19 protein-coding genes are annotated in these 21,173 nt (G+C 38.3%); 16 read left to right on the top strand and 3 right to left on the bottom strand.

The genetic code is table 11. The annotated features are described in order from the left end of the window. The first annotated feature begins 12 nt into the window (after positions 1-12). The 10 genes from BJ095_RS12455 to BJ095_RS12410 all read left to right on the top strand — a co-directional run bounded on the left by BJ095_RS12455 (position 13) and on the right by BJ095_RS12410 (position 12,193). Positions 13-993 (top strand): ABC transporter permease, encoded by a 981-nt coding sequence (locus tag BJ095_RS12455; protein ID WP_235867657.1) that lies wholly within the window; start codon positions 13-15, stop codon positions 991-993. An 11-nt stretch (positions 994-1,004) separates the two neighbouring features. After that, complete coding sequence (locus tag BJ095_RS12450) at positions 1,005-1,997, top strand: substrate-binding domain-containing protein (protein ID WP_107933560.1); 993 nt, start codon at positions 1,005-1,007, stop codon at positions 1,995-1,997. Continuing rightward, complete coding sequence (deoC, locus tag BJ095_RS12445) at positions 1,981-2,700, top strand: deoxyribose-phosphate aldolase (protein ID WP_328588998.1); 720 nt, start codon at positions 1,981-1,983, stop codon at positions 2,698-2,700. Before BJ095_RS12450 ends, deoC begins: the two co-directional genes overlap by 17 nt. Positions 2,701-3,696: 996 nt before the next feature. Next, the gene (locus BJ095_RS12440; protein ID WP_107933556.1) at positions 3,697-5,085 is read left to right on the top strand and encodes an FAD-binding oxidoreductase; all 1,389 of its coding nucleotides are present in this window, start codon (positions 3,697-3,699) and stop codon (positions 5,083-5,085) included. Positions 5,086-5,497: 412 nt separating this feature from the next. Beyond that, positions 5,498-7,141: a helix-turn-helix domain-containing protein gene (locus BJ095_RS12435; RefSeq protein ID WP_107933554.1), complete on the top strand. Its 1,644-nt coding sequence runs from the start codon at positions 5,498-5,500 to the stop codon at positions 7,139-7,141. An 82-nt stretch (positions 7,142-7,223) separates the two neighbouring features. Beyond that, the gene (locus tag BJ095_RS12430; RefSeq protein ID WP_107933552.1) at positions 7,224-8,675 is read left to right on the top strand and encodes an aldehyde dehydrogenase family protein; all 1,452 of its coding nucleotides are present in this window, start codon (positions 7,224-7,226) and stop codon (positions 8,673-8,675) included. A gap of 14 nt (positions 8,676-8,689) precedes the next feature. Further along, positions 8,690-9,571, top strand: a complete 882-nt coding sequence (locus tag BJ095_RS12425) for an NAD(P)-dependent oxidoreductase (RefSeq protein ID WP_107933550.1) — start codon at positions 8,690-8,692, stop codon at positions 9,569-9,571. 42 nt (positions 9,572-9,613) lie between these two features. Continuing rightward, the gene (locus BJ095_RS12420) at positions 9,614-10,807 is read left to right on the top strand and encodes a M20 family metallopeptidase (protein ID WP_107933548.1); all 1,194 of its coding nucleotides are present in this window, start codon (positions 9,614-9,616) and stop codon (positions 10,805-10,807) included. Positions 10,808-10,843: 36 nt separating this feature from the next. Next, on the top strand, positions 10,844-11,734 hold the full coding sequence (locus BJ095_RS12415; RefSeq protein WP_107933546.1) for a DUF3100 domain-containing protein: 891 nt from the start codon (positions 10,844-10,846) through the stop codon (positions 11,732-11,734). Positions 11,735-11,737: 3 nt separating this feature from the next. After that, positions 11,738-12,193: a hypothetical protein gene (locus BJ095_RS12410; protein ID WP_107933544.1), complete on the top strand. Its 456-nt coding sequence runs from the start codon at positions 11,738-11,740 to the stop codon at positions 12,191-12,193. 144 nt (positions 12,194-12,337) lie between these two features. Here BJ095_RS12410 and bioB read toward each other — a convergent pair whose 3' ends face one another. Both bioB and BJ095_RS12400 read right to left on the bottom strand, forming a co-directional pair. After that, positions 12,338-13,333 carry a biotin synthase BioB gene (gene bioB, locus BJ095_RS12405; protein ID WP_107933543.1) on the bottom strand — a complete coding sequence of 332 codons (996 nt, stop codon included), beginning with the start codon at positions 13,331-13,333 and terminating at the stop codon, positions 12,338-12,340. Positions 13,334-13,336: 3 nt separating this feature from the next. Further along, a complete protein-coding gene (locus BJ095_RS12400) occupies positions 13,337-13,951 on the bottom strand; it encodes a biotin transporter BioY (protein ID WP_408056962.1) in 615 nt (204 codons plus the stop codon). A 325-nt stretch (positions 13,952-14,276) separates the two neighbouring features. On the opposite strand from BJ095_RS12400, the gene BJ095_RS12395 reads away from it, so the two are divergent. From BJ095_RS12395 to BJ095_RS12380, 4 genes are all read left to right on the top strand, one after another. Then, positions 14,277-15,686, top strand: a complete 1,410-nt coding sequence (locus tag BJ095_RS12395; protein WP_107933541.1) for an OmpA family protein — start codon at positions 14,277-14,279, stop codon at positions 15,684-15,686. A gap of 209 nt (positions 15,687-15,895) precedes the next feature. Next, positions 15,896-16,957: an iron-siderophore ABC transporter substrate-binding protein gene (locus tag BJ095_RS12390; RefSeq protein WP_107933539.1), complete on the top strand. Its 1,062-nt coding sequence runs from the start codon at positions 15,896-15,898 to the stop codon at positions 16,955-16,957. Between the two features lie 238 nt (positions 16,958-17,195). Continuing rightward, positions 17,196-17,651, top strand: coding sequence for a hypothetical protein (locus BJ095_RS12385; protein WP_107933538.1), 456 nt, complete (start codon positions 17,196-17,198; stop codon positions 17,649-17,651). After that, positions 17,644-18,231: an excalibur calcium-binding domain-containing protein gene (locus BJ095_RS12380; RefSeq protein ID WP_107933536.1), complete on the top strand. Its 588-nt coding sequence runs from the start codon at positions 17,644-17,646 to the stop codon at positions 18,229-18,231. Before BJ095_RS12385 ends, BJ095_RS12380 begins: the two co-directional genes overlap by 8 nt. 120 nt (positions 18,232-18,351) lie before the next feature. Here BJ095_RS12380 and BJ095_RS12375 read toward each other — a convergent pair whose 3' ends face one another. Next, positions 18,352-19,113, bottom strand: a complete 762-nt coding sequence (locus BJ095_RS12375; RefSeq protein WP_107933534.1) for an IclR family transcriptional regulator — start codon at positions 19,111-19,113, stop codon at positions 18,352-18,354. Between the two features lie 237 nt (positions 19,114-19,350). Between BJ095_RS12375 and kduI the strand changes: the two genes are divergently transcribed. Further along, complete coding sequence (kduI, locus tag BJ095_RS12370; RefSeq protein ID WP_107933532.1) at positions 19,351-20,181, top strand: 5-dehydro-4-deoxy-D-glucuronate isomerase; 831 nt, start codon at positions 19,351-19,353, stop codon at positions 20,179-20,181. Positions 20,182-20,202: 21 nt separating this feature from the next. After that, positions 20,203-21,159, top strand: coding sequence for a C-terminal binding protein (locus BJ095_RS12365; protein WP_107933531.1), 957 nt, complete (start codon positions 20,203-20,205; stop codon positions 21,157-21,159). Positions 21,160-21,173: the final 14 nt, after the last annotated feature.

Genomic DNA, 21,173 nt, shown 5'->3' with positions numbered 1-21,173 from the left:
GGGGTGAAAACTATGAGTATGAATTTAGATATGGAAGTGTTGGAAAAACCTAAAAAAAGTCAGTTCCAAGTAGGTACGTTTCTAAAGAAATATAATCTATTTCTTATATTTATAGTGTTCTTAATTATTGGAACATTATTGTCGGAGCATTTCTTAACATTCCAAAATATTTCGAATATCCTTCAACAATCAGCATTTGTGGGAATCGTGGCAATTGGGATGACATTTGTTATTCTTGTTGGAGGAATTGATCTTTCAGTAGGGGCTGTTCTGGGGCTTTCTGGAATGCTTGTGGCTTTATTGATTTCTAGTGGCGTGAATCCATTCATTGCCATCGTAATTACAATTGCAGCAGGAGGTTTCATGGGCTTTGTAAGTGGATTTATTTCTACTAAATTTAAAGTACCAGCTTTCATTGCTACACTTGCAATGATGGTTAGTGCAAGGGGATTAGCGTTATTGACAACAGATGGAGAACCAATCTATGATTTGCCGCCGGCGTTTACGGCTCTTGGCGAAAGTTTTGGGAATATCCCAATTCCCGCAATTATCTGGATTGTTCTGACAATTATTGCAGTAGTTATTTTAAAATTTACGACATTTGGCAGAAAACTGTATGCTGTTGGGGGGAATGAGGAATCTGCCCGTTTATCTGGGATTGCTGTTGAAAAATATTTAACTACTACTTATATATTAGCTGGGATAATGTCAGCCATAGCAGGAATATTAATGGCTTCATGGCTTACAGTAGGGCAACCGACAGCAGGTACAGGATTGGAATTGGATGCGATTGCTGCGGTAGTAATTGGCGGCACTAGTTTAACAGGGGGAAGAGGCGGAATAGGTGGAACATTCATCGGAGTTTTAATAATGAGTATGATTGTAAATATTTTTAATCTATTGGGTCTTTCTTCGTACTATCAGTCTATCTTTATGGGGGCAATTATTGTAACCGCTTTAATTATGAATCAATTAATAGCTAATAAAAAATAGGGGGGATTATCATGAAAAAGAGATTGAATATTTTTTCTGTTTTGACAATGATGGTATTGATTTTAGCTGCTTGTGGTGGTAACGAAGTGGGAACAAATACGTCTTCAGAGGGTAATGCTGAAGGTAAGTTGGTGATTGGATTTTCGCAACCAACATTAGAATCGCCTTTTTACACAGCACTTGTTGAAGGGGCAAAAGAAGAAGCCTCAAAACTTGGCGCGGAATTGATTGTTGTAGATGCTCAAAACGATATTGAAAAGCAAAATTCCGACATCCAATCATTAATTACTAAAGGAATTGATGTTCTTCTTATCAATCCAGTGAATCCGTCAGGTGTGGCGCCTTCTTTAAAAGCGGCAGAACAGGCGAATATTCCAGTAATAGCTGTTGACCGCAACACGAAACAAGAGGTTGCTTCTTATATCGGTCGCGACAATGAGGAAATGGGTAGAGAAGCGGGAAAGAAAGCAGTTGAATTGTTAGGTGGAGAAGGAAAAGCAACTGGAAAAATTATTGAAATTCAAGGTGATGCTGGCGGTACGGTAATGCAGGCGCGTCATGATGGGTTTCACGAGATTGTTGAAAAAGAATCAGGAATTGAAATTATAGAAGGACCGTATAGTAACTATATTCGTGCTGAGGCGGTGTCTGCAATGCAAGATTTACTGCAAGCACATTCTGACGTGAATCTTGTGTATGCGCATAATGATGACATGGCTTTAGGTGCAATACAGGTTCTTGAGAAATCAGGTAAATTACAAGATGTAAGTATTGTTGGTATTGATGGTCTAATGGAAGCAATAAAGCAAATCAAGGCAGGAAAATTTAAGGCAACTGTAATTAATGATCCGATTTCACTTGGTGTATTGTCTATTCAAACAGCTGTAAAAATTGGCAAGGGCGAAACTGTTGAAAAATATGTAGACGGTGGTACAGGATTAATAGATGAAACGAATGTAGATCAGTATTTAGATGAAACTAAGAAGTTTGCAGAAATTAAATAATGAGTGGAGTGAATTACATTATATGGCACTTGAAAAATTTATAGATCATACTTTACTAAAAGCTGATGCTTCTACAGCTGTAATAGAAAAGTTATGTAAAGAGGCTTCTGATAATCACTTCGCCACGGTTTGTATCAATCCTGTCTATGTGAAAAAGGCAAGCGAACTATTACAGGATACTGAAGTCAAAGTATGCACAGTAATCGGATTCCCATTAGGAGCAACTTTAACTAATGTGAAAATATTTGAGGCAAAACAGGCACTGCAAGACGGTGCTACAGAATTAGATTATGTAATCAATATAGGTGATATCAAAAATGGAGAATTTAATAATGTTAAAAAAGAAATGGCCTCTTTTATAGCATTAAAAGAAGATAATCCAAATTTAGTTATTAAAGTTATTCTTGAAACATGCTATTTAACTTCAAAAGAAGTAAGTAAAGTGTGCGAACTGGCGAAAGAGACAAAAATTGATTTCGTTAAAACATCTACAGGGTTTGGTCCAGGTGGAGCTACAGAAGATACGGTTTCGCTTATGAAAAAGATAGTAGGTGACGCGGTAGAAGTTAAAGCATCCGGAGGTATAAGAACGACTGCTGATGCCGAAAAATACATTAAGCTAGGTGCAACAAGGATTGGAACTAGTAATGGAGTTGCAATTGTAAATTTGACTGAGGAGACAGCCGCTAGTTCGTGGTATTGAGATTATTCATTAGATCCAAAATTTCTATTTTGTTAATACGCTTGAGATTTCAATAGCCAAACACGTGGTAGGGCTCTCTATGTTTTAAGAGTTTGTTCTTGAGTCGGGTCCACATCGATTGGGACTCGTACCAGCTAATCAGTTCTATTTCCTCCGTATGTTCAAAATTTATATAAACTTAAAAAGGCCATTCAGAATGAATCCAACATTCTGAATGGCTTTTCTCCGATAAGTTGAGAGGTGCCCTTAAACAATAGAGACTACCTTACAAGTCATAATCTCATCAACCGCAGATTCTTCATTAGAAATCCCAATAACTCCTCCGCTTTCAAACATTCTCTTAGTTAGCTTTTGTAGTCATGATGGTGCTTGGACAAAATCGTTTTGGATGTGGAGGCGTTCTGTGCTTCGATGTGCATCTTTTTCGAATTGTCCTATGTTCAGTACGGGTGCCTGAAGCTGCCTCATTTCTTAGAAGGGAATGCTGTATAAAGTTCCCCAAAAGAGTGCTCTTTTTATTTCCCTAACAATACACAAACATTAGGATAATGGAAATTAAACAAAGGCTAACATAGAATTTTTTAGCGTTCATAAATTCTGTCTATTAAAAAAGGTATTGGTTGAAAGTATGGAGAACTTTTAGTTTATTGTTGCTTTGCAATGTCCGCCATATTTCCGACCGGATTGGCGTGAAAATTTAGAACAGATCGTGGAATATACCAATACGGACAATCTCTTTGCTGAAGCCTTAAATCCAGATACGAAGGCATTCTTATCTTCTGTGCCGCACCTGAATCCTGGAAAGAAGCGTGAATGAATCAGATTGAAAGGGGAAACCCCTTCACTACTGAATTCCCCATCAGGATGTGTATTCTACCCGTGATGTCCTAGGCTACGGAAATTTGTAGCAATCCATACCTGTAAATATGGGAACGAAGCCAGGTCAATTTGTGAAGTGTCATTTATATTAAAACTAAATTCGTAGGAGGACTATAAATGAATCAAGTAAAAGGCGATTTAAAGTCTATCAATCTGGTTGAACGATTAAAAGAAATTTTGCCAGAGGATAGAATTACGACGAATGAAACGGTTCTTTTGAATCATAGCCAAGATGAATCCTTTCATCCGTCAAGTCTTCCAGATGTAGTCGTGTTTCCACAAGTGAAAGAAGAGGTAGTTGGAATTTTACGTTTTGCTAATGATCATAAAATTCCCGTGGTGCCCTTTGGTGCTGGATCAGGTTTGGAAGGTCAAACGATTCCAATCTGTGGTGGTATTACGATTGATTTTCAGGAAATGAACAAAATCATGGATATTAATCCAAGAGATTTATTGGTAGTCGTACAACCTGGTATCACTAGGCTACAGTTGAACGCGGAATTAGGAAAGCATGGATTGTTTTTCCCTGTTGACCCAGGAGCAGACGCTACTATAGGGGGGATGGCTTCGACAAATGCGAGCGGGACGACGACTGTTCGATATGGTGCCATGAAGGATAATGTTCGTGACCTTGAAGTTGTGCTAGCTGATGGAAGTGTTATTCATACGGGCAGTAAAGCGAAAAAATCTTCATCCGGCTATCGATTGACAGAGCTTTTCGTAGGATCGGAAGGGACTTTGGGTGCTTTCACTGAACTCACATTGCAGGTGTATGGAATCCCTGAAGTCACTGTTGCAGGACGAGCGGTTTTTTCATCCTTGCACAATGCAGTTCAAGCTGCAACTTCCCTCCTTCAAATTGGGGTCCCAATTGCAAGAATGGAACTGGTTGAAGCAATTACCATTAAAGGTATGAATAAAAGTTCAGGAACAAATTATACAGAAGATACTACATTGTTTTTGGAATTTCACGGTTCAAAGGGCAATGTTGATGGCGATCTTGATATCACAAAAGAATTATTTACCGGATTCGGCTGCTATCAATTTGATATTGAAACAGATTCGATTGGAAGAAAGAAACTTTGGGAAGTAAGGCATAATCACTTATATATTTTGAAACATGCGAATCCCGGCAAGAAAGTGTTGAATACGGATGTTTGTGTTCCGTTATCCGCTTTAGTAGAGGCCATTGAATTTAGCCGTAAGTGTATTGATGAAAATGGACTAGATGGCAGTATCATAGGTCATATTGGAGACGGCAACTTCCATGCTAGTATCGTTCTAGACCAAAATAATTTAGAAAAAGTGGATTCTGTAAACGAACAAATCGTGAAATTTGCTTTGTCGGTCGGGGGAACTTGTACTGGAGAGCATGGGGTAGGACTAGGAAAAATGAAGTATCAGCATGAGCAGCATGGAAAAGCGTTGGATGTCATGAAATCGATTAAAAAAGTGCTTGATCCAAGTAACATTTTAAACCCAGGTAAAATTTTCAGATTAGATTAAATGATACAGATGGTAGGGTTACTACGAAGTTGTAGACAGCAGGTGAAGGCCTCAATTTCTGGCCTAGAAGTTGTCTATTCCAAGGGTGCTTTTTCTATTTTCCCTCTATCAAGCTTGATTTGCTAATGTTATCTATTGATACACGGTGATTGAAAGAGAGCTGTAGTGGCTCTCTTTTTATATGGACACAATTCGACATAGAAAGAGTATTTGTATAGGTTGGAGAAGAAAAAGAAGAGGCATAGGTCTAGTCGTATTCAATTTTTAACCAGAATGAACTAGTTACACAACAATCTTACAATTAAAATACAGATTTATTAGAAAATTCATTTTGTTATGTTAAACTAATGGTAAATTTCTATCTATTGGAACAAGGTTAGAAAACTATTTGTTTACGATTGAGGTGATTCCCATGAATATTTGCCAGGAGAATGATTACTCTTTTCTCACACTCTCAAAAGCCAAAAAACTGTTAGAAATTAATAAGATGTTAACGCAGTCCTTACAATTAGAAGAGGTATTAAAAAATTTAATCACTGCAGCCAGTGAGTTGGTTACCGTGACAGATACGTTTATGATCTATTTGTATGATGAATTCACGGGGAAGCTCAAATTGTCGGAGGCAATTGGGGTGGAGATGGAACCACTAAAAAAGTTGGTCCTTTCACCGGGCGAATCGATTACGGGGAAAGTGTTTTTAGAAAAAAAGGCCAAGTTATTTAAATCGGAACAAGAGATTGATACTTATATGAGCAATATGTCGGAAAGAAACTATCAATATTATTTTGAGGGGGTCCGGCGGAAAAAAATCAAAAGTGCCTTTTGTGTGCCGATTATCTATCAGGATACTTGTCTTGGGGTCCTTATGGTAGATAACTTTGGTCAGGATGGGGTCTTTTCCCGTGCAGATTTGGAAGTCATCCAGATCATTGCCGACCAGAGTGCTATCGCGCTTGAACATTCTCGGGTTTATCATAACTTACTGCAAAAGAATGAAATGTTATCCAAAACGATTTCCATTCATAAGAAGTTTTATCAATACATCATAGAAGGAGAAGGGATTGGACGTATTCTTCAATTATTGGAAAGTTTGATAGGCTCTCAAGTCGTTCATCACGAAACCAATAGTTATCGTCAGAATAGCAATGATTATCCCCTTGTGCGTGGACATGAAATTCTAGGCGTGTTAGAGCTGGCGCGACCATTTGAAACTTTCCCTGAATTTGAACAATTAATTATTGAACATGCCTGTTCTGCCATCGCCCTTGAGTTGACGAAAGATAGTGCATTGCTTGAACAAGAATTTCAATTACGACATGAAATATTTAATCAGCTATTAAATGGTCTAACCAATTATGATCAAAAAAGGATCCTGCAATATTTACAGTGGAATGAAGTAAATGATCTTCAATGTATTATCATTGAGGGTTCGGTCAAAACATTGTGGGATCAAAATAAATTGAAAGATAAGCAGTGGCTATTACTTTCATTTGAAAATATGCTTAAAACTATTTGTGGGAATAGTTTTATTGTTACGAATACCTTTCAACTGATTGTCGTTCTTCCAGACATGAAGGAATATCAATTGCAACAAATCCTTCATGGGATTGAGGCGGTGACGGGGAAGGACAAAGAAGTACTCATTGGTATTGGAAGGAAAACAAGTATACCGCAATTATCCATTTCTTATAATGAAGCGATACAGTCCATAAATTATGCAAAAGTGACAAAGGCATCCCGTATTGTTGAGTATGCCAAACTCGGTATGGAACGGCTTTTTCATGAGATTGAACCACAACGAAAAGAGATTTTCATTCAGGATAAGCTTGGAAAACTATTAAAAACAGACTTCGTATTAGTCGAAACGTTACTATGTTTTATAAATAATAATAAAAACCATAAAGGTACAGCTAACGAGTTACATATTCATGGGAATACGTTGTATTATCGTCTAAAGAAAATGGAGGAAATTTTACAGATTGATTTGAATAATGAAAAAGAGTGGGTGGATATCGTTATCGCTACTCAATTATATGTGGCAAGTCACAAAGAGTAATTTCTATTTTTGTGACTTGCCACATTTATTTTTATAATTTTGAATATTAAAATTATTTAAAAGATTGTGAGGTGATCGTTGAATGACCGAAACATATTTCAATTACATTGATGGTGAATGGGTTCAAGCAAGTTCAGGCGAGGTGTATTCAAGCATTAATCCCGCAAATGCAGATAGTATACTAGGTTATTTTCAAAAATCCGACCAAAGAGATATTGAAGTAGCGGTAGAAGCGGCCGAGAAGGCTTTTAAAACATGGTCGAAGGTAGCAGTACCCGAGCGCGGTGAAGTATTGTTCAAACTCTTTAACTTATTGGAAGAACAAAAGGAAGAACTCGCTACAATTATCACAAAAGAAGTAGGAAAGACATATAAAAATTCTCTGGGTGAAGTTCAAAAAACCATCGAAGCGATGAAACAATTTAGTGGTGAAGCAACACGTTTAACTGGTGAAACCATCCCGTCAAATGATCCGGATATTTTTGGCTATACAGTGAGAGAGCCTTTAGGGGTTGTAAGTGTCATAGCTCCTTACAATTTTCCGCTGGGTATAGGTATCTGGAAAATAGCACCGGCAATTGTGGCAGGAAATACAGTAGTTTTTAAACCCTCTAGTAATACGTCACTAATCAGTATAAAAATCATGGAGCTGTTTGAAAAAGCAGGTGTACCCAAAGGTGTCATCAATATGGTGACAGGACCAGGTGGAGTAATAGGACAGGCAATTGGTAATCAGCCAAAGATTAAAGCTGTCTCATTTACCGGGTCTACAGAAGTAGGCTTGGCATTGGGAAGAGCAGTAACAAATCGTGGAGGGAAAATACAAGCGGAAATGGGTGGAAAGAATGCATCCATCATACTTGAGGATGCAGATTTGGATGAAACAATTAAAAATATAGTCATTAGCGGCTTTTATGATAATGGACAACGTTGTACTGGAACAAGTAGATTGATTGTCCCACGAGCTATTTCAAAAGAGGTGATTACTAGATTAGTAGAAGCAGCAAAATCACTAACCGTTGGAGATGGCTTTGATGAAAATGTCGATAATGGGCCAATCATTGATGAAAATCAATTGAATTTGTATTTAGAACATATCCACGATGCCATTCAAGATGAGGCTGTGCTCGAATGTGGTGGAAAACGATTGGTGGATAATGGTAAGGATAAAGGTTATTTCTTGGCACCGACTGTTTTTAGTCATGTTACCCCGGAAATGAGAATATTCCGGGAAGAAATTTTTGCACCGGTGATTGCAGTTATAGAAGTAGATTCCTATGAAGAAGCGCTGGAAGTAGCAAATGATAGTGAATTTGGCTTATCTTCTACAATTTATACGAAGGATTTAGCGAAGGCCATGCACTTTGTGAAACATATAGAAACGGGTGTTACACATGTGAATATTCCTTCGAACTATTTTGAAAATCAATATCCATTCGGAGGGAAAAAAGCTTCGAGTTTAGGCCCGCGTGAACAGGGCTCTACAGCATTGGAATTCTGGACCGAATATAAGACGGTTTACATTAAGGTATAGAAGGGGGGCTTTGCATGGGAAAGGTCGGTGTCATTGGCTGCGGTTTAATGGGAAGTGGAATCGCCAAAAATCTTTTAAAGAATAACTACGAAGTCATGGTTTACGACATTAATGAGGATGCAGTTAAAAATTTGGTAAACCAAGGAGCAGTCGTTGCTTCAAAACCTGAGGAATTAGCGAGTCAGGTGGATTATCTCATTTTATCGTTAACATCCCCTGAGCTAGTGAAAGAGATTGTCATAGACGAGGATAGGGGAGTTCTTTACCGAATGAACCAAGGCAAATTCATTCTGGATATGAGCACAAATGATGTGAATCTCACAAGGCAGATACATGAAATGGCTCAAACCAGAGGTGTTGAATTTTACGATTGTCCTTTAAGTGGTGGACCAGATGGTGCAAATAATGGAACGCTTACCATCATGATTGGGGGAAATGAGGAGAGGTTCGACGAAATCCTCCCCGTCCTACAAGTAATAGGAAAGCATATTGAATATTTAGGTGAGAGTGGTGCTGGCCAAACGGTAAAGCTTTGTCACAATATGGTGGTTGCGGGCGTTATTTCACTACTGAGTGAAGCATTTTTAACAGGCGAAAAAGCAGGAGTTTCGAAAGAGAAGCTTGCTTCAATCTTGCAAAAAGGTAGTGGACACACTCGAGCTATGGATGTTTTCGGTGTCAATATCCTGGATCAGTCATTTGAAAATGTGAAATTTTCGTTAGCCAATATGACTAAAGATATTCACTTATACCGAAATCTTGCTGAAGATCATCAAACAACTACTTTCGTCAGTGATATGACTAATCAGCTTTTTTCTTTAGGTAGAAACAAAGGAAAAGGGAATTTGGATTCATCTGCCGTCTACGAAGTACTTGTAGAAATGATGCAGAAATGACTAATTCATAGAAACACCTATTCATAAAAGGAGGAAAATAGCATGCAAAATTTGTTTGATGGTTTAGATGGGATTTATGAGGAGATTGTTGGGATACGTCGTCATTTACATGAGTATCCAGAGCTGTCGTTTCATGAGGTGAAAACTGCTGAGTACATTGCTGATTTTCATAAAAAGCTCGGGCATGAGACGAGAACGGGCGTTGGTGGGAATGGCGTTGTTGCTTATTTAAAGGGCGAGCAGCCGGGTCCTACAGTCGCATTGCGTGCAGATTTTGATGCGCTGCCGATTGTTGAGCAAACGGACGTGCCTTTTAAGTCTAAAAACGATGGTGTCATGCATGCTTGTGGTCATGATGGACATACGGCAACATTATTGGGGCTGGCAAAAGTGCTAAATCAAATGAAGTCTGACCTGCAAGGAACTGTTGTATTTATTCATCAGCATGCAGAAGAATTACCTCCTGGCGGTGCAATTTCGATGATTGAGGATGGTTGTTTAGATGGGGTGGATGTGATTTTTGGTACCCATTTACAGGCAGAATCGCCATTGGGTGAAGTGGGGTATCGTGCGGGTGCCCTTCAAGCAGCACCTGATGTGTTTACGATTCGCATACAAGGTCGTGGAGGTCACGGGGCATATCCACAGCAAACGATCGATAGTATTGCGGTAGGTAGTCAGCTTATTAATAGTTTAAACCAGATTGTCAGTCGAAAAATAGATCCGTTAGATTCAGCAGTGTTATCAGTTACATCCTTTGTCGCAGAAAATCCATATAATGTGATTGCTGACCATGCAGAGATGCTTGGAACTGTTAGAACCTTTAAAGAAGAGACTCGCGTATTTATGGAAGAAGAGATGGAGAGAGTTGTGAAAGGAATATGTGAAACGGCTAGAGCAGGTTTTGAATTCAAGTATACTCGTGGCTATCCAACGCTCGTCAACCATGAAGAAGAGACTGAATTTGTAGCTGAAATCGCAAAGAAAATTCCTGGTGTCACTGCTGTTAATGAAACGGAGCCTGTTATGGGTGGGGAGGATTACTCGTACTACCTACAAAAAGTAAAAGGAACTTTCTTCTTTACAGGTGCGAGAAACCCTGAGTGGGAAGTATCGTATCCACACCATCATCCGAAATTCGATATTGATGAGAGAGCACTCTTAATCGCAGCAAAAATTCTTGGACAAGCAACTTTGGAATATATGCAGGTACACGCCAAACAAGTACAAGTATAGGAATTATTAATATTCTCATTTAAAGGGGGAAAGTGTATGGAGGGAAAAGCATTAGGTTTATGGAAAGATTGGCGATTACATGCTGTTGTACTAGCCATTGTGATTGTGACTGAACTTATTGGACAGCATAGTATAAGTATTGGCGCTGGAATCATTTTATTACTTCCTATGCTTTATGCCGTTATCATTGGGATTTCTATCTACTTCACTCCCATTGTTACAAAAAAACAGTCAGAAAATGCTGAAACACTGGTTTATATTACACTTACTCTATTAATAGCCAAGTTTGGCGTTCAGGCCGGACCTGCATTACCTCAATTAATCGCGGCAGGGCCCGCTTTAATTCTTCAGGAGCTTGGAAATTTAGGTACGATTTTAATAGCACTTCCTATTGCAGTTCTATTAGGACTTAAAAGGGAGAGTATTGGGATGACCCACTCAATTGGACGAGAAGCAAATTTGGCATTAATTACGGATAAGTTCGGACTTTCCTCTCCAGAAGGACGTGGCGTCATGTCCATGTATATTTTCGGTACTGTATTTGGGTCAATCTTTATAGGACTAGCTTCAGGATTTTTAGCAACTACATTACCGCTTCACCCCTATTCGTTTGCAATGGCAACTGGGATCGGTAGTGGCAGTATGACAGCTGCTGCGTTGGGACCGTTAGTTGCTGCATTCCCTGATATGGCTGATACCATCACAGCCTTTTCAGGTGCTAGTAACCTATTAACATCTGTAACTGGTTTATATGCAAGTATACTTATTGGGCTACCTTTAACAGAGAAATTTTATAAAGTGTTGACGAAACGAAGAGAGAAAAATAGTGCAGAAAATATGATGGCGTCAAAGCTTGATGCCGAATCAAACGTAGGTGTGATAACAGAGAAAGTTACTGATGATACAAAATCTAAGGTGGTGAAATAATCTATGCTAAAAAATATTCAAGAATGGATCCTCTTGTTTATCATTGTATCCGTTATGGTGGCTGTCGGAAACTGGATTGGTTATGAAGTAATGCCACTGGAAGCACTGCCGGGGATATTGGCTTTGGTCGGAATCAGTTTAGTTGGATTAATCCTTCATAGAGTGAACCCCTATAAAGGAATTCCAAGTATTGCCTATATTGGTATACTAGCATTTATCGTAACCATTCCAGGAGTGCCTGGAGCAGAACAAATTGTTGAGTGGACATCCAAAGTAAATCTTTTAGCCATTGCAACGCCAATCCTAGCTTATGCAGGGATTTCAATCGGTCGTTCATGGGCTGACTTTGCTAAATTAGGTTGGAAAACCATCATTGTAGGAATGTTCGTGTTACTAGGAACATACCTCGGCTCGGCAGTAATAGCAGAGATTCTTTTACGTATGCAGGGGATTATCTAAGATTGTGTTCATAAAAACGATATAGAAGAGGGAACCAGTTGGAAAATCGGATAACCGATATTTCAACTGGTTTTTTGTTTAAACAGAACAAAGTATCGGAGTAAATTTCTAGTGTTTGCTTATGGAATCTATAGTTGATCAAAATTACGCTCTGCTTAGTTCTTCCTGTTTCTCAGCTAATTCAATCTCAAAACCAAGATCTTCTAGCATTCGATAGTCGATGTTTTCTTCTTGACCAGCTGTCGTTAGATAATCGCCAACAAATATGCTATTGGCTGGGTATAAGGCAAGAGGTTGTAATGTCCCTAGATTCACTTCACGACCACCTGCGACACGAATTTCCTTAGTTGGGTTTATATAGCGGAATAACGCGAGAACTTTTAAGGAATACCTTGGATTTAATTCTTTTGTTCCCTCAAGCTTTGTCCCATCTATAGCATTAAGGAAGTTAATTGGAATCGAATCTGCATCAAGGGCTCTTAATGCCCGGGCAATATGAACAACATCATCCTTCGTTTCTTTCATGCCGATAATCGCTCCGGAACAAGGAGACAGACCGTGTTTCTTTACAATCTCAATTGTATTGATTCGATCATCATATGTGTGCGTTGTTGTTATATAGTCATGATGACGCTGGGAGGTGTTAACGTTATGATTATAGCGATCGACACCTGCTTGTTTTAACTGTTCTGCTTGCTCTTCTTTTAGCAAACCGAGGCAAGCGCAAACTTTTAAACCATATTTTTCTTTAATTTCACTAACTGCTTCGCTTACTACTTTGACATCTTTGCGGGTTGGGCCGCGTCCACTGGCTACGATACAAAAGGTGCCAATTTTGTTTTCAAAAGCACGTTTGGCACCTTCCAGTATTTCCTCTTTAGTAATGAATGGATATTTTTCAATGGGAGCCGTTGATTTGGATGATTGGGAACAATACCCGCAATCTTCCGGACAATATCCACTTTTTGCATTCAGTATCATATTCAACTTCACTTTTTTACCATAATAGTGCTTCCGAATTTGAAAAGCGCCATGTAGCAACGGAAGTAGTTCATCGTCATTAACCGTTAAAATAGCCAGTGCTTCATGATCACTTAGCTCTTTTCCATTTATCACATCTTGAGCAAGCTGAGTCCACATAAGTTAATCCTCCAATTTGGTTGATGATTTAATAGGTAAAATTTTTAGAATCCTTTGAAGTCGGAATGCCAGAAAAGCTGCAAAAATCGCTAAAATGATATCTTTTGGAAGTGGTATCAGCATCCAGCCCCAAACAAGCTGATAGGAAAGTTCAGGTGGTGCGTCTGCCCAAAGATTATATGACAGATACATCCAATTCGTTCCAGCAATATAAATAACCAGCATTGAAAAAAGTGCGGCTACAATGTAGTGCTTTAGAGTTTGGAACGTTTCAACAATTTTTCCCGTCAGATAGGCAGCAAAAATAAACGTTAAAATAAAACCAAATGTGGGGGATAGAATACTATCGAAGCCACCACTAAACTTAGCGAAAACGGGTGCCCCCGCCAAGCCGATTAACATGTATACTGTGCAAGCAATGGCACCATTTCTACTACCCAACACAAGTCCTGCTAGCACAGCAAAAAATGTCTGTAATGTAATCGGTACTCCACCGACAATAAAGAATGGAGCAAATGACGTAATGTTCGCTCCAATCATCATTAATGTAGCGAACATGCCACAGTACACTAAATCTACTACGTTTGTTTTTGAAAGTGTCTTTTGCACAGTACTCACAAATTACCTACCTCCATCTTTTATGTTAACTATAATTATAATTAGGTTAACATAAATATATATTAATTCTATTTTTTTGTCAATCTTCCATTTAATAGGAGTGTTTAGTGAAATAGTAGAATATGATTTTGTCTAAGAGAGAAACTTGAGAATGTATATAGTAAATAAGTATGTAATAGATTTCTAAAATGTACCCTATTAGGTAGACAACTAAAAAAACTCTCTAAAATTAGAGATATATTTCCTAGGACCATACACATATTCCAATATTTTCTAAAATAACTTACCGTAGTATAGAGAGAATTGGAAATTGAGGAGGGGGACTATGGAGAAGAAAACAGGCTGGTTGTTGCTTATAGTGACCACGATGTTTCTCTTAGTGGGCTGTGAGAGTAAAGAGGATACGCAGACAGTAGAAGCTGAAAATAATGATGAACAGACAAGTCAAGTAGATAAAGAACAAGAAGTAGATTCAGAAGAGAAAGCGGATGAGCAATTTCCTACTGACATTCAATTAGGCGGGGAAGTGGTAGCCGAAAATGGAAAGCTTGTTGTTAAAGGGACAAGTAATTTGATGGAGGGGACTATCGTCGGGATTGACTGGCTAGATCGTGCTTTTTCCATTCGAAATCCGGTTTGTCTTCTTTGTGATAAGAGTACAGAGGTTGATGAGAATGGAGATTTTACCTTTGAAATCCCTTCAGATTTAACGAGCTTTGGACATATTTTAGTCACGATTGACGTGCTTCTTGGTGGCTGGGGGCAGCCGGATGAGATTGAGGCTGTTTATGGTGAAGATGGCGAGAACCTAGAAGGTCCCTTTGTTCAAAAGCATGAGATAATAGATGAGGAATACCAAAAAATCTCTGCTTCGATTCTTGTGCTACCTACCATCGAACAAACGGTGTATCCTATTGAAACACCAAAAAGGGAAAAGGTTCCTGATGATTATGGTAGTGCAGAGGTATGGATTGAAACTGAATTAACGAACGATCACCGCTATTTCTATGTAAAAGGGAAATCTAACCTTTTAGAGGGTACTGAGCTGGTTGCTTCCTACTTCTCTTCTGAAGAGGCTGCTGTTGCACAAAACTGGATAAGCTCGAGTACGAATGTTGTGAATGATGGTACGTTTTTGATTCAGATTCCATATAACACGATTACAGAAGCAGGCTATATTGTTATTAATTCGAAGCCAAAAAGCAGGCATTTACTCGAAATGAGAATGAACGAGGCTTACGGAGAAACCTTTGAAAAGATGACTGGTGAACCGGTGATTCCAAACGAAGAAGGTGGCAATATGATTGAGGTCATCCTTTATCCGGAACCACCAATTGTTGAAGCGCCAGAGGATACAAGTGTTACCACAGATGGTGAAGAAACAAAAATTCAATTACCTGATGACATTTTATTTGACCACGATCAAAGCGATTTAAAGCCTGATGCACAAAAAACTTTGGATGAGTTGATTCAAAATTTAGAGACATTAAAAGCAGACACAGTTATGGAAATTAATGGTCATACTGATAATGCAGGTGATGACCAATATAATATGGAGCTATCGGAAAAACGAGCAAAAGCAGTCGTGGCTTACTTATTACAAAGTGGAAAAGTTGGTCATATCAAAATCAGTACAGCTGGCTATGGCGAAACAATGCCAATAGCCCAAAATAATTCTGAAGACGGAAAAGCAAAAAATCGTCGTGTAGAAATTGTTATTAATCCAAAAGAATAGCAGGGAAGTAAGGAAGGAAGGAAGGAAGCCAAGCAAAGTAAAGCTGCTGGCTTCCTTTTTTCATGCAGAAAAAATACAGTACACCAGCGCAATCTATTACTCTAAATAATTACCATTAAAATAATATATTGACAACTTCTGCCGTAGGTTATATATTATCAATGATAATGATAATCGTTATCAACTAAACTTTAGGAGTGTCATTCAAAATGAATTCAAAACGAAATTTTTCATTTTTAACCTTGTTATTAATCTCGATTCTTTCCCTTGCACTTGTGGGCTGTTCTGCTAAGGAATCTAGTACAGAGGATAGCAAATCAACAGATTCAGAAGCAACAAAAGCAGAAGGATCAGCGACAGAATATCCAATTGTTATTAAGCATGCTTTAGGGGAAACGGTTATTGAGAAAAAGCCAGAACGTGTGGCGACAATTGCATGGGCAAACCATGATGTGGCTCTTGCTCTTGGTGTTGTGCCTGTAGGTTTCTCTGCAGCGAACTATGGTATCCAGGATGAAAGTGGGATGCTGCCTTGGACTGCTGAAAAATTAAAGGAGCTTGGTGAAGAAAATCCTAACGTTTATCAGGATACAGATGGTTTAGATTTTGAGGCTATTGCTGAGTCAGATCCAGATGTTATTCTTGCTGCATACTCTGGTATAACGCAGGAGGATTATGATATGTTAACGCAAATTGCTCCAGTCGTACCTTATCAGGAAACACCTTGGGTTACTTCTTGGCGTGACCAGGTTACGTTTAACTCACTGGGCATGGGCATGGCAGAGGAAGGAAAACAGCTTATTGCTGATACAGAAAAGCTAATTCAGGATAAGGCAAATGAGCATCCAGAAATTAAAGGGAAAAAGGCTGTATTTGCAATGTTCAACGCAGCTGACCTATCTAAGTTTTACGTTTATACAGAAGGAGATCCACGTGGTGAATTCCTGCATGATTTAGGAATGGCGTATCCAGAAGGCATTAAAGATCAAATTACGGATCCAAATAGCTTCTATATCGAGCTAAGTGCCGAAAATGCAGATGCTCTTAATGATGTAGAAATGTTCATCATCTATGGAGATGAAAGTACATTAACAGCACTTCAGGCAGATTCACTTCTTGGAAAAGTACCAGCAATTCAAAACGGCTCAGTTGTACTGATTGAAGATAATACACCATTAGCAGCAGCTGGTAATCCAAATCCATTATCAATTCAATATACAATTGATGAATATTTAACTTTAATCTCAGGCGTGGCGAAAGATTTGAAATAATTGTTTAGTAAGTAACGACAATGAGAAGAAAATTGCACGGCTAAGTTAGTATTTGCGAAATTAGACATATTAATAATCCAAATCCGTCAGTTAATTTAATTGACGGATTTTTGTACGTCTAAGTTTCTTTGCTTATTGTTGAATACTCAAATTATTTCCGTCCATAATAAATAACTCCTATAAAATCATTTTTCAAAACGCTTTATAAATAAGCAACAGTTAGGAGGCCCAAAATCAAATGTGGAACCGTCAATCCTGGATGCACATCTATCTACCAATTATTCTTGGTGGGCTAATTTACACGTTGTTTCGAGTGGATACTTTATTGATATTTAAGGTGTACAAGCTATTTCAAATCGATTCAATAATTCATCAAATTAGAGCAATTTCTGTGAACTTGGACATTCCTAGCTTTGTGAAGTACAGCCTGCCGGATGGGTTATGGGTGTATGCATTTACTTATTTTCTTGTCTCAATGTGGAGATTTGATGAAGATTCAGGAAAAGTGAAGTATTTGATAATGGGCATTCCTTTGTTGCTAGGTGGAGGAGCTGAGATTCTTCAGCTATTTATACATCAGATGGGGACATTTGATGTACAGGATTTACTTATCAGCTTATTGGCTTTTGCAGCTGCTTACATAGCGGCTAAACCGTTGAAAGCTCGTATTGAAGGAGAGATAGAATATGGTTGAAAAATGGAGAAGAATGAGCAAAAAGAAAAAGTGGACGATATTAGGAATTATCATTTTTATCATCTTAGCGTTTAGTAGCTGTAATGCCTTTGGAGATGATGAAAACGAAATCGATACAGAGGAACAAGAGCAATTAGATGCAGAAAAAGAAACGGAAGAAGAAAGACTAAAAGCCGAGGAAGAAGAAAAGTTAAAGGCTGAAGAGGAAGAAAAGCGGAGAGCTGAAGAAGAGGCACAAAGACAGGCAGAGGAAGAAGAGCAAAGAAAAGCCGCCGAAGCTGAGGCACAGAGAAAGGCTGAGGAAGAAGAAACTCAGCGAAAAGCCGCTGAAGCTGAGGCCCAAAGAAAAGCCACCGAAGCCGAAACCCAGAAAAAAGCTGCTGAGGCAGAAGCACAAAGTAAGGCTGCAGCTGAGGCAGAAGCTCAACGAAAAGCACAGCAAAACCAACAAAGCACATCCCAGTCCTTCCAAAACTGTACCGAAATGCGCAAAGTCTATCCAAATGGTGTAAACAGTTCCCATCCAGCATATGAAAGTAAACACGACCGCGATGATGATGGAATGGCGTGTGAGAGGTAAGAAGAGAGAAGAGAGCTATGAAGGCTCTCTTTTTCTATATCGAAAAAGCAAAAAACTGCTCTCTTATCGTAAAAGGTAAGAAGCAGTTTTTATTCTAAATTCTTATATAATCTAAAGTTTTTATTGACCATAACCAAGTTGGGAGGAGATAGCTCTTGATGTATTTAATATTTTTTCTGCTAATTCCGTCTCAATTCTTTCCATTGTTACGCGAGTACTTGGACCAGAAATACTGAAACTTCCAATGATCTTGCCTGTAAAATCATAAATAGGGGCTGCAATACAGCGAATGCCATCTTCGTTTTCTATATTATCAAGTGAATATCCGACTTCTTTAATTTTAGAAATTTCTTGAAGTAAGTCGTTGGGAGTTAAAATGGTGTAATCCGTGCGTTTAGTAAAATGTATTCTTGTGATGATATCACGCAGAGTGTTTTCGTCTTTACCAGATAACATCATTTTCCCAACACCTGTACAATACATAGGTGCACGGCTTCCGATACGAGAATACATTCGTATTGTTTGGTTACTCTCGATTTTGTCTATGTAAATAACCTCTTCATTTTCTTCGATACATAAATGCACTGTTTCGTTGATTTCATTTACTAATTGTTGTAGTAAGGGCTTTGCTACAGTTATTAAACTTGAATTGCTTAATATATTGCGAGTTAAGTATAACGTACGATAGCTCAGGTAGTATCGGTCTGTTTCTGCATCTTTTCTAACATATTGTAGCTCAATCAATGTAGACAATAATCGATGGACTGTACTTTTGGACAAGCTCGTTTCCGAAGCTAATTTTGTAATTTGCATGCCGTTAGGATGCTCAGATAAATGCTCTAATATGAAAAAAGCACGTTCAATAGATTGTACGGTTGCCATTTTATTTCTCCACCATTTCTAAAAAATTCTATGCCTTTAACAATCATATTCGAAAAACTATCGATTTGTAAATGATACATCAAAAAGTTAATAATTGTTATTATTATTCACAGAATAATCATTTTCTTCTTGTAATTGAAAATTTTAACGAATATAATTATTATAAATTGGAACTGTGTTCTGCATTGTGGAACGATATTATTTCTGATAGCGCTTTCTTAATAAGGGGGAAAAATAATGAAAATCGTTTATGCACATCACCCTGAAGATGTGAAGCATTACACTACTGAAAAATTAAGAGAAGAATTTTTAATGGAAAAATTGTTTGTTGAAAATGAAGGGACATTAAATTACAGCCACGTAGATCGAATTATTTACGGAGGGATTTATCCAATCGACCAAAAGGTAACTTTAGATGCTGGCAAAGAGCTAGCAGCAAAGTACTTCTTAGAACGACGTGAGATGGGTGTTATTAATGTAGGTGGCCCTGGACGTATAATCTGTGATGGAGACATTTACGAGATTGGTAATAAGGAAGCTTTATATATTGGCAGAGGAACTGAGGAGCTATATTTTGAATCGGTTGATTCTAGTAATCCAGCAAAATTCTATATAAATTGCTGTCCAGCTCATGCTAAATATCCAACAGTAAAGATTGATCAAGAAAAGGCCATCAAACGTCCTATGGGTGCTGATACGAACATGAATAAACGCGTGATTAATCAGTACATTCATCCGGATGTATTAGAAACTTGCCAGCTAAGCATGGGAATGACTGTGTTGGAAGAAGGCAGTGGCTGGAATACAATGCCTTGTCATACACATGAACGTCGAATGGAAGTATATTTCTATTTTGATATGGATGAGGATACACGAGTATTCCACTTAATGGGGCAGCCAAGCGAAACTCGCCATATTGTAATGGCAAACGAGCAGGCAGTGTTATCTCCAAGTTGGTCGATTCACTCTGGAATTGGCACGAAAAGCTACACATTCATCTGGGGAATGTGTGGAGAAAATTTAGATTTTGATGATATGGACCATGTTGCTATGAAGGATTTGAAATAAACTCAAAATAGGTGATGCTAAATGAAAGTGATTATTTCCGACTGTGATCATCAGGATATTGAGATTGAAAGAAAGATTTTTAGTGAAAATAATATTTTCCTAGAATTACAACAAAATCTAACAGAAGAAGATGTAATTCATAATTGCCAGGAAGCATCTGTAATCATTAATCAGTATGCACCTTTTACTGAAAAGGTGCTTTCTCAGCTACCTCATTTAAAATTGGTCGTTCGCTATGGTGTAGGAGTAAATAATATTGATTTAGCAGCAGCAACGAAATATGGAGTACAGATTTGTAATGTACCGGATTATGGAACACATGAAGTTGCTGACCATGCTTTAGCACTAATGTTAACGCTTACAAGGAAAATTACAAAAATGACTCAATTGGTTAAAGAGGGAGTATGGGACTATCAAGAGAGTATCCCAATCTATCGTCATAACGAACAAGTGGTAGGGATTGTTGGTGCAGGACGTATTGGTTCAGTCTTTGCGAGAAAGGTTCATGCATTAGGTTGTAAAGTAATTGCCTATGATATTTCAGCAAAGTCTAAGAAACATGATTCTACCTTATCGTTTATTGAGTTTGTAGATTTTGAGCAGCTTATTACACAGGCAGATATTGTTTCAATTCACTGTCCCTCAGATCAAGCCCATCATTTATTTGATGAAAGCGTATTCGCAAAAATGAAGTCGACGAGCTATCTCATCAATGTATCAAGAGGGGGCATTGTTGATGAAGCTGCGCTATATGAAGCACTGGCTTCTAAAGAAATTGCAGGTGCTGCATTGGACGTAACGGAAAAGGAACCGATAAGTTCAACTTCACCGTTGCTAGCGCTAGAACAATTTATATGTACACCGCATATGGCTTGGTATTCAGAGCAAGCAGCTCAAGAGCTAAAGAGAAAAGTTGCTGAAGAAGCAGTGAGATATGTGAAGCATGAAAAGCTTCACTATCCTGTAAATAAAATTTAATTATTACTCATATT

The sequence above is a fragment of the Ureibacillus chungkukjangi genome (assembly GCF_003217295.1).
Lineage (GTDB): Bacteria > Bacillota > Bacilli > Bacillales_A > Planococcaceae > Ureibacillus > Ureibacillus chungkukjangi.
The sequence above is the reverse complement of the archived record's forward strand: the minus strand, read 5'-3'. Positions and strand labels throughout refer to the sequence as shown.

Bases quoted from the DNA above. Each gene is read 5' to 3' on its own strand.
- BJ095_RS12455 (WP_235867657.1), top strand. From the start codon at position 13: ATGAGTATGAATTTAGATATGGAAGTGTTGGAAAAACCTAAAAAAAGT.
- BJ095_RS12450 (WP_107933560.1), top strand. From the start codon at position 1,005: ATGAAAAAGAGATTGAATATTTTTTCTGTTTTGACAATGATGGTATTG.
- BJ095_RS12440 (WP_107933556.1), top strand. From the start codon at position 3,697: ATGAATCAAGTAAAAGGCGATTTAAAGTCTATCAATCTGGTTGAACGA.
- BJ095_RS12435 (WP_107933554.1), top strand. From the start codon at position 5,498: ATGAATATTTGCCAGGAGAATGATTACTCTTTTCTCACACTCTCAAAA.
- BJ095_RS12430 (WP_107933552.1), top strand. From the start codon at position 7,224: ATGACCGAAACATATTTCAATTACATTGATGGTGAATGGGTTCAAGCA.
- BJ095_RS12425 (WP_107933550.1), top strand. From the start codon at position 8,690: ATGGGAAAGGTCGGTGTCATTGGCTGCGGTTTAATGGGAAGTGGAATC.
- BJ095_RS12420 (WP_107933548.1), top strand. From the start codon at position 9,614: ATGCAAAATTTGTTTGATGGTTTAGATGGGATTTATGAGGAGATTGTT.
- BJ095_RS12415 (WP_107933546.1), top strand. From the start codon at position 10,844: ATGGAGGGAAAAGCATTAGGTTTATGGAAAGATTGGCGATTACATGCT.
- BJ095_RS12410 (WP_107933544.1), top strand. From the start codon at position 11,738: ATGCTAAAAAATATTCAAGAATGGATCCTCTTGTTTATCATTGTATCC.
- bioB (WP_107933543.1), bottom strand. From the start codon at position 13,333: ATGTGGACTCAGCTTGCTCAAGATGTGATAAATGGAAAAGAGCTAAGT.
- BJ095_RS12395 (WP_107933541.1), top strand. From the start codon at position 14,277: ATGGAGAAGAAAACAGGCTGGTTGTTGCTTATAGTGACCACGATGTTT.
- BJ095_RS12390 (WP_107933539.1), top strand. From the start codon at position 15,896: ATGAATTCAAAACGAAATTTTTCATTTTTAACCTTGTTATTAATCTCG.
- BJ095_RS12385 (WP_107933538.1), top strand. From the start codon at position 17,196: ATGTGGAACCGTCAATCCTGGATGCACATCTATCTACCAATTATTCTT.
- BJ095_RS12380 (WP_107933536.1), top strand. From the start codon at position 17,644: ATGGTTGAAAAATGGAGAAGAATGAGCAAAAAGAAAAAGTGGACGATA.
- BJ095_RS12375 (WP_107933534.1), bottom strand. From the start codon at position 19,113: ATGGCAACCGTACAATCTATTGAACGTGCTTTTTTCATATTAGAGCAT.
- kduI (WP_107933532.1), top strand. From the start codon at position 19,351: ATGAAAATCGTTTATGCACATCACCCTGAAGATGTGAAGCATTACACT.
- BJ095_RS12365 (WP_107933531.1), top strand. From the start codon at position 20,203: ATGAAAGTGATTATTTCCGACTGTGATCATCAGGATATTGAGATTGAA.